This window comes from Kitasatospora sp. UYEF31 (genome assembly GCF_057291755.1).
On record NZ_JBXAWK010000071.1, the window covers coordinates 20,608 to 27,402 of the forward strand.

General features: G+C 70.3%; 6 protein-coding genes. 3 read left to right on the forward strand and 3 right to left on the reverse strand.

The features are described 5' to 3' along the window. Positions 1-85 precede the first annotated feature (85 nt). Both AC0Z36_RS25950 and AC0Z36_RS25955 read right to left on the reverse strand, forming a co-directional pair. Complete coding sequence (locus tag AC0Z36_RS25950; protein WP_485465476.1) at positions 86-1,150, reverse strand: fatty acid desaturase family protein; 1,065 nt, start codon at positions 1,148-1,150, stop codon at positions 86-88. 13 nt (positions 1,151-1,163) lie between these two features. Then, a complete protein-coding gene (locus tag AC0Z36_RS25955; RefSeq protein WP_485465483.1) occupies positions 1,164-2,255 on the reverse strand; it encodes a ferredoxin reductase in 1,092 nt (363 codons plus the stop codon). Between the two features lie 409 nt (positions 2,256-2,664). Between AC0Z36_RS25955 and AC0Z36_RS25960 the strand changes: the two genes are divergently transcribed. From AC0Z36_RS25960 to AC0Z36_RS25970, 3 genes are all read left to right on the forward strand, one after another. Further along, positions 2,665-3,975, forward strand: a complete 1,311-nt coding sequence (locus AC0Z36_RS25960; RefSeq protein WP_485465477.1) for a DUF2786 domain-containing protein — start codon at positions 2,665-2,667, stop codon at positions 3,973-3,975. A gap of 62 nt (positions 3,976-4,037) precedes the next feature. Beyond that, positions 4,038-4,721 carry a helix-turn-helix domain-containing protein gene (locus AC0Z36_RS25965; RefSeq protein WP_485465478.1) on the forward strand — a complete coding sequence of 228 codons (684 nt, stop codon included), beginning with the start codon at positions 4,038-4,040 and terminating at the stop codon, positions 4,719-4,721. Beyond that, a complete protein-coding gene (locus AC0Z36_RS25970; RefSeq protein WP_485465479.1) occupies positions 4,718-5,506 on the forward strand; it encodes a hypothetical protein in 789 nt (262 codons plus the stop codon). The genes AC0Z36_RS25965 and AC0Z36_RS25970 overlap by 4 nt, the downstream gene beginning before the upstream one ends. A gap of 71 nt (positions 5,507-5,577) precedes the next feature. Here the strand turns inward: AC0Z36_RS25970 and AC0Z36_RS25975 are convergent, their stop codons facing one another. After that, positions 5,578-6,687, reverse strand: coding sequence for a glycerate kinase (locus AC0Z36_RS25975; RefSeq protein ID WP_485465484.1), 1,110 nt, complete (start codon positions 6,685-6,687; stop codon positions 5,578-5,580). Positions 6,688-6,795: the final 108 nt, after the last annotated feature.

Below are 6,795 nucleotides of genomic sequence, written 5' to 3' on the forward strand. Positions count from 1 at the left end.
TGTCCGCCGGGCAGCTCTGCCCCTGGCGGGTTATTCGGAGTCGCGCCGGTGCCGGATTGGTCGGTGGGGCTGGAGTTGACGAACTTTACGCAGCGCCGCTGTTCGGCAGCGCATACCGCAGGATCCGCCCCCACGTCGACGCGTACTGCTGCGGCAGCGGGCCCGTCACGTACGGAATGCCGTACGCCGCGCACAGCTTCCTGACCTGCGGCGCGATCTCCCCGTACCGGTTGCTGGGCAGATCCGGGAACAGGTGGTGCTCGATCTGGTAGCTGAGGTTCCCGCTGAGCACATGCAGCAGCGGTCCGCCCTCGATGTTGGCCGAGCCTTGGATCTGCCGCAGATACCACTCGCTCTGCGTCTCGCCCTCGGTCTGCTCCTCGGTGAAGGTCTGCACATCGCCGGGGAAGTGCCCGCAGAAGATGATCGTGTGCGACCACACGTTGCGCACGGCGTTCGCCGTGAGGTTGCCGAGCAGGCACGGCAGCGCGGACGGTCCAGCGAGCAGCGGGAACAGCGCGTAGTCCTTGGCGAGTTGCCGGCCGGCCTTGTTCACGAGCCCGAGCACGTCGCCGAAGAAGCGGCTCCACGGCTTGCGCCCGGCGACGGCCTCGTCCACCTCCAGGTCGTACAGCGCGATGCCCCACTGGAACACGGGGGCGAGCAGCGCGTTGTAGAGCGGCTGCCCCAAGTTGACCGGTTTCCAGGGCTGTTCGGGGCTCATCCGCAGGATCGTGTAGCCGAGGTCGCGGTCGCGCCCGACGACGTTGGTCCACGTGTGGTGCGCGTTGTTGTGGGTGTTCTTCCAGGCCGCGGCGGGCGTGAGGGCGTCCCACTCCCACGTGGTGGAGTGGATCGCCGGGTCGCCCATCCAGTCCCACTGGCCGTGCAGGATGTTGTGGCCGAGCTCCATGTTCTCCAGGATCTTGGCGACGGAGAGCATCGCGGTCCCGGCGACCCACGCCGGCGGGAACAACGAGACGGCGAGCGCGGCGCGGCCACCCACCTCAAGGCCGCGGTGCACGGCTATCACCGTACGAATGTATTCGGCGTCTTCGGCCCCGCGTTCGGCGATGACGCCGACGCGGATCCGGTCGAGTTCTTCGCCGAGTTGTTCAACCTGGACAGCGGTGAGTTCTGCGGTGGACACGGTGATCCTCCAGCTAGAGGTCGAGGGTGACGGGCCCGGCTGCGGCCGAAACGCAAGTCTGGACCAACTGGCCCGGCTCATCAAAGAGTTCGCCGGTCCGCAGGTCGCGGACCCGGCCGTCGAGCAGCGGCGCGACGCAGCCGAAGCAGATGCCGCGGCGACAGCCGTACGGCATCACGACGCCGGATTCCTCACCGACCTCCAGCAGGGGCGCGGAGGCGGCGGCGTCGGCTTCGACGCCGGAACGCCTGAAGCGGACGCGCCCGCCCGACGTGCTGTGACCGCGGGGGATGAGCCGGAAGTGCTCGACGCGCAGCCGGTCGGTGAACCCGGCCCAGTGTGCTTCGACGGCTTCGAGCATCGGGGCCGGGCCGCAGGCGTAGGTCTCCCGCTCCCGCCAGTCCGGGCAGAGGTCGGCGAGGCCGCCCGGCGTGAGCCGCGCGCCGGACGGCCTGGTGTGGTGCTCGTGAAACCGGAACCAGGGCAACTCCCGGCTCATGGCGAGTAGTTCGGCCCTGAAGATGCAGTCGTCGGGTCCGGGTGCGCTGTGTAGCAGGACCACATCTGAGTGCGGCCCTGGCCGGGAGGCGAGCGTACGGATCACCCCCATGACCGGTGTGATCCCGCTTCCCGCCGTGACCATCAGCAGTCGTGGCGGCAGTGGGGCCGGGAGGGTGAACTCCCCCTGCGCCGGGCCGAGTCGCAGGACGGTGCCCGGGGGCGTCCGGAACGCGAGCTGAGGCGAGACCCGGCCGTCCGGTACCGCCTTGACGGTGATCGTCAGCAGTCCGTCCGTCCGCCCGGGCGCGGAGGTCAGGGAGTAGGTGCGCCACAGCCGCGCGCCGTCCACCTCCACGCCGACGGGGAGGTACTGCCCGGCCAGATGACCGGCCCAGCCGCGCCCCGGGCGGATCACGAGAGTGGTGGCGGTGCCGGTCTCGGGCTCCACGGCCACAACCCGCCCGGCCGGGTGCCGGGCACCGAGCAGCGGGTCGATCAGGCCGAGGTAGTCATCAGGGGACCGCGGACTGGTGAGCCAGCCCGCAGCCGCCAGCAGGCGGCCGGTGAGCCAGTCGGTGACGGGTGAAGAAGTGGACACGGGCAGGTTCCCTCCGTCGCGCCGCGCATGGTGCAACTGCGTGGATTTGTGCGCTGGATCCGGCTCCTGGCCCGGTGTCGTCAACCTAAGCACGTACGTGTGGACTCGTTGGTAACGAGGCGTAAAGATCTCGCCACGGACCGGCGGGTTCCGGTTGGCCGCGGACCCGGGCCCTGCTGACCTTCCGCGAATCGGCCTTCCAAGCCGGCGCGGAGCGCGCCCACTGGCCCGTCGAGGAGACCGAATCGACCTGGTGCCCCACCCCGGAGCAGATCCGGGCCACGGCGAAGACCTGGCTGCCCACCGGCTGAGCCGGCACGACTGAGACCGACGACCCCGGGAAGTCTGCGATCCTGGAAGCACTGTTGTTTTCCAGGACCACCTGTTTTTGCAGGACCACCGCGGAAGTAGTCACGTGCCGAAGCCCAGCCAGGACCCCACGACGGAGCTGACAGAGCTGCTCCGCGCCCAGCTCCAGGCGGTTCTGGCGGCCCCGGACGACTCCCTGGAGTGGGCCGTCGACATGGCCGCCTCCGTACTGGCCGAGCCCGCCGCCCGCTGGCCGCAGATCAGCGAGTCACTGCTCACCCTCGGTGACGACATCCTCGTCGAGGCCTGGCGGCGCGGCTGGCAGCCCGCCGACCTCGTCCGGATAGTCCGGCGTGAGCTCGAGGCCGTGCACGTGCGGTTCGCCGTCGACCTGGTCGCCGCCGAGTCCCGCCGCTACACCCCAGGGACGCTGGAGCCCCGCTGGTCGGACCAGCTCCGCGACCTGGAGACGAGCATCTGGTGGGAGGACGACGAGACCTTCCTGACCAAAGTCGGGGTGCGCGAGTCCGGCGGCCGGTTCGACACCGCGACCGTCGCCCTCCAACTCCTGCGCCGACTGTCCCGCATGCCGTCGATCGCCCCGGCCGGACCGCCGCCCGGCGTCCGCAGGGCCGTCCGCCGCGGCGCCCCGACGCCCACCGAGCACCGCATGCTCGGACGCATCCGCGCACTGCTCTCCAAGGCCGAGTCCACCGAGCACGCCCCCGAGGCTGAGGCGCTCACCGGCAAGGCCCAGCAGCTCATGGCCCGGCACAGCATCGACGAGGCCCTGGTCGCGGCCGACGCGGGCAGCCTGGACGACCCCTCCGCGCTGCGCATCGGCATCGACAACCCGTACGAGTCCGCCAAAGCGATGCTTCTGGACGCCGTCGCCGTGGCGAACCGCTGCCGCATGGTCTGGTCCAGCCAGTACGGCTTCGCGACCGTCGTCGGCTTCGACTCCGACATCGACTCGGTCGAGCTGCTCTACACTTCGCTCCTGGTCCAGGCGACCGCCGCGATGAACCGCTCCGGCAGCAAGCAGGACCGCAAGGGCAAGTCCCGCACGCGGACCTTCCGGCAGAGCTTCCTGATCGCGTACGCCGGACGCATCCGCGAACGCCTCACCGCCGCCACCGAGCAGGCCACGGAAGACGCAGTCGCCGGGTTCACGGGCGAGGACGGCGAACCCATCGAGCACGTCGAAGAGGCCGAGGCCAACCCCAGGCTGCTCCCGGTCCTCGCCGCCCGTGAGGTGGCGGTGGGCCAGACGACCGACCGGATGTTCCCGGGCACGAAGCGGCACCGCATGCGCACGAATCTCGACCCCGAGGGCTGGGAGCACGGCACGGCGGCGGCGGACCGCGCGGTGCTGACGGGGAACTCCGGCGAGATCAAGCAGCGCGGCAAATCCTGACGCACACTTCCTATTGCGGGTAGTCTTGTCGTTTGGCAATCCATGACGCAATGAGGTGCAGGGTGGACGTCTCGGTCTCCGAGGGCGCGCAGCGGTTGGGGATCTCGCGGCAGCGGGTCCTCGCGCTGATCGGTGACGACATACTGCCCGCCCGTGAGGTGGGTGGCCGCTGGATCCTCGACACTGCCGACCTGGAGGACCGCGAGCGGGACGTTCCGCACACGAAGCCGATGGCGCCCTGTTCGGCCTGGGGGCTGATCACCCTGCTCGAAGGGGGCCCCGCGCCGTGGCTGAGGGCCGACCAGCGTTCCCGACTGCTCGCCCGGCTACGCCTGCGCCCACCAGTCGAGAAGGCCGCGGACTGGGTGCGCCGCCGTAGCGAGGTGCAGCACTTCAAGGGGCATTCTGCGGCCCTGCCCCGGCTCCTCGCCGTTCCCGGAGCACTCCCGGCGGGCGTCTCGGCCGGCGGCCATGACGTGATCTCACCGGGGCGGATCGAGGTCTATCTGAAGCGGGAGCAGGCGCTGGAGGCGGTTCGCTACCTCGCTTTGAAACTGGTCCTGCCCCGGGAAGCCAACGCGGTGATCAGGACTCCGCAAGCCGTGTGGCCTTTCGGTGCGCGGGCCGGAGCCGTGGCGGTGGCCTTCGACCTGTGGGAAGCCGGGGACGAGCGCTCGCGGCGCACTGCCCGACAGCTGTACCAGAACGCGCTTGATGAGCACTTCCCGGAAGGGCATGCGAAGTGACCGACGCATTCACCCGACTGGACCGGCCGCCGGTCCAGTTGCCCCCACTCGCCGGTGCCGCCGATGACCTGTGGACTCTGCTGATCGACGTGGCACGGGCCGTCGATGTGCCCTGGTCCCTGGTGGGCGGTCAGATGGTCATGCTCCACGGCCTTGAGCGGGGCCGCCCGTCACCGCGGGTCTCGACGGACATCGACACAGTCGTGGACGTCCGCGCCGCACCGTCCGGAATCCGGCGACTGGTCGAGGTCCTTACCAGGCTCGGCCTGGAGCCGGCCGCCGAGCCCGGTCCCCAGGGGCTGATGCACCGTTACGTCCGGCCCGGCACGAGCGTCGGTGTCGACCTCGCTGTTCCTGCGACATCAGTGGACGTCCTTGTCCCGGAGGGGCTCGGTTCGACTGCGGATGTCCGGACCAGCAACGGCGGTCGGGCCTTTCCCGCAGCCGGGACCACCCAGGCGCTCGACCGTACCGAATCCCTGCCCGTGGTGTACCAAGGCCGCGAAGCTTGGGTTCCGCGTCCCGACCTCCTCGGTGCCATCGTCGGGAAGGCCGTGGCGGCGGTGGTGGACGACCGCGATCCGGTGCGTCACCTTCGCGATCTGACCTTCCTGTGCAGCCTGGTGGAGGACCCGTTCATGTTGCGGGAACGCCTGACCGCCAAGGATCGCAAGCGACTACGGCTCGCAGCGGGAAAGCTCAGTGACGACTCGTCACTATGGTTGGCCCTCCAAGGGGAGTCGGCTGACGCGCAGGCGGCTTGGAAGATTCTCGCGGCCCGTTGATCGCCTTCCTGTCGGATGCTTCCGGGGAGAACTCCCTTACGCACTAAAGGTTTTCGGCTAAAGGTTTTCGGCTAAAGATTCGCGCGCGCGATCCGCATCCCCAGCTCCACCAGCAACTGATCGGCGTCCCGCATGCACAACGCGGGGTCCGGCTCGAGGTCAGTCAGTGCGTAAACCCCCGCAAAACCCGGCGGAACCGCCCCCTCCCGCTGTCCGCAGGCCACCACGACCGGCACGCCGCCGGACGCCCGCAGCACCCCGGCGGGCGCCTTGCCCCGCAGGCTCTGCGCGTCGAACCGGCCCTCACCGGTGATGACCAGCCGGGCGCCCGCCACGGTGTCCGCGAAGCCGGTCGCGGCCAGCACCGCCTCCACGCCGGACACGATCCGGCCGCCGAGCGCCGCGTGCGCGGCGAACGCGCAGCCGCCGGCCGCGCCGGTGCCAGGAACGAGCCGGAGATCCGTGCCGACGGCCGCTGCGACGAGGTCGGCCCAGCGCGTCAACGCCGCGTCCAGGCGCGGTACATCGGCTGGAGTCGCGCCCTTCTGCGGGCCGTAGGCCGCTGCCGCACCGTCCTTGCCGACGAGCGGATTGTCGACGTCGCACGCGATGTCCAGCCGTACGCCGGTCAGGTCTTCAAGCCCCGACAGGTCAAGCCGGTAGGCCGAAATCAGCCCGGCCGCCCCGGGGTTCACCGGTTTGCTGTCCGCGCCGAGGACCCGCGCGCCAAGGGCGGACAGCATCCCGGCCCCGCCGTCGGTGGTGGCCGAGCCGCCGAGGCCCAGGACGATGTGCAGGGCCCCGGCCTCGACCGCGTGCCGGAGCAGCTCACCGACCCCGACGGTGGACGCCGTCCACGCGTTGCTCGGGCACAGCGGCCCTCCGGTCAGGTGCAGCCCGGCGGCTTCGGCGAGTTCGACCACCGCGGTGGTCCCCGCCATGGCGTACCGCGCCCGGACCGGCCGGCTGACGGGCCCGCACACCGTCACCGGCACAGCCCGCATCCCCGGAACCCGCAGTACGGCGGTGACCGTGCCCTCACCGCCGTCAGCGACCGGGTGCTCGACGATCCGCAGGTCGGGCCGCATTTTCCGTAACCCGGCGGCCAGCGCTGCGGCGACCTCAGCTGCGGGGAGGCTCCCTTTGAAGGAATCTGGGGCTATTACGACATGCCCGCGCATCCGGGACCGCCTTACGACCTGGGTCTGAATAACGGTTGAGGCGTTTTCCTGCGCCAACGACAAGAGCCGCGCGAGCTTGTGATGTGTGACGATCAACTGGGCCCGCGC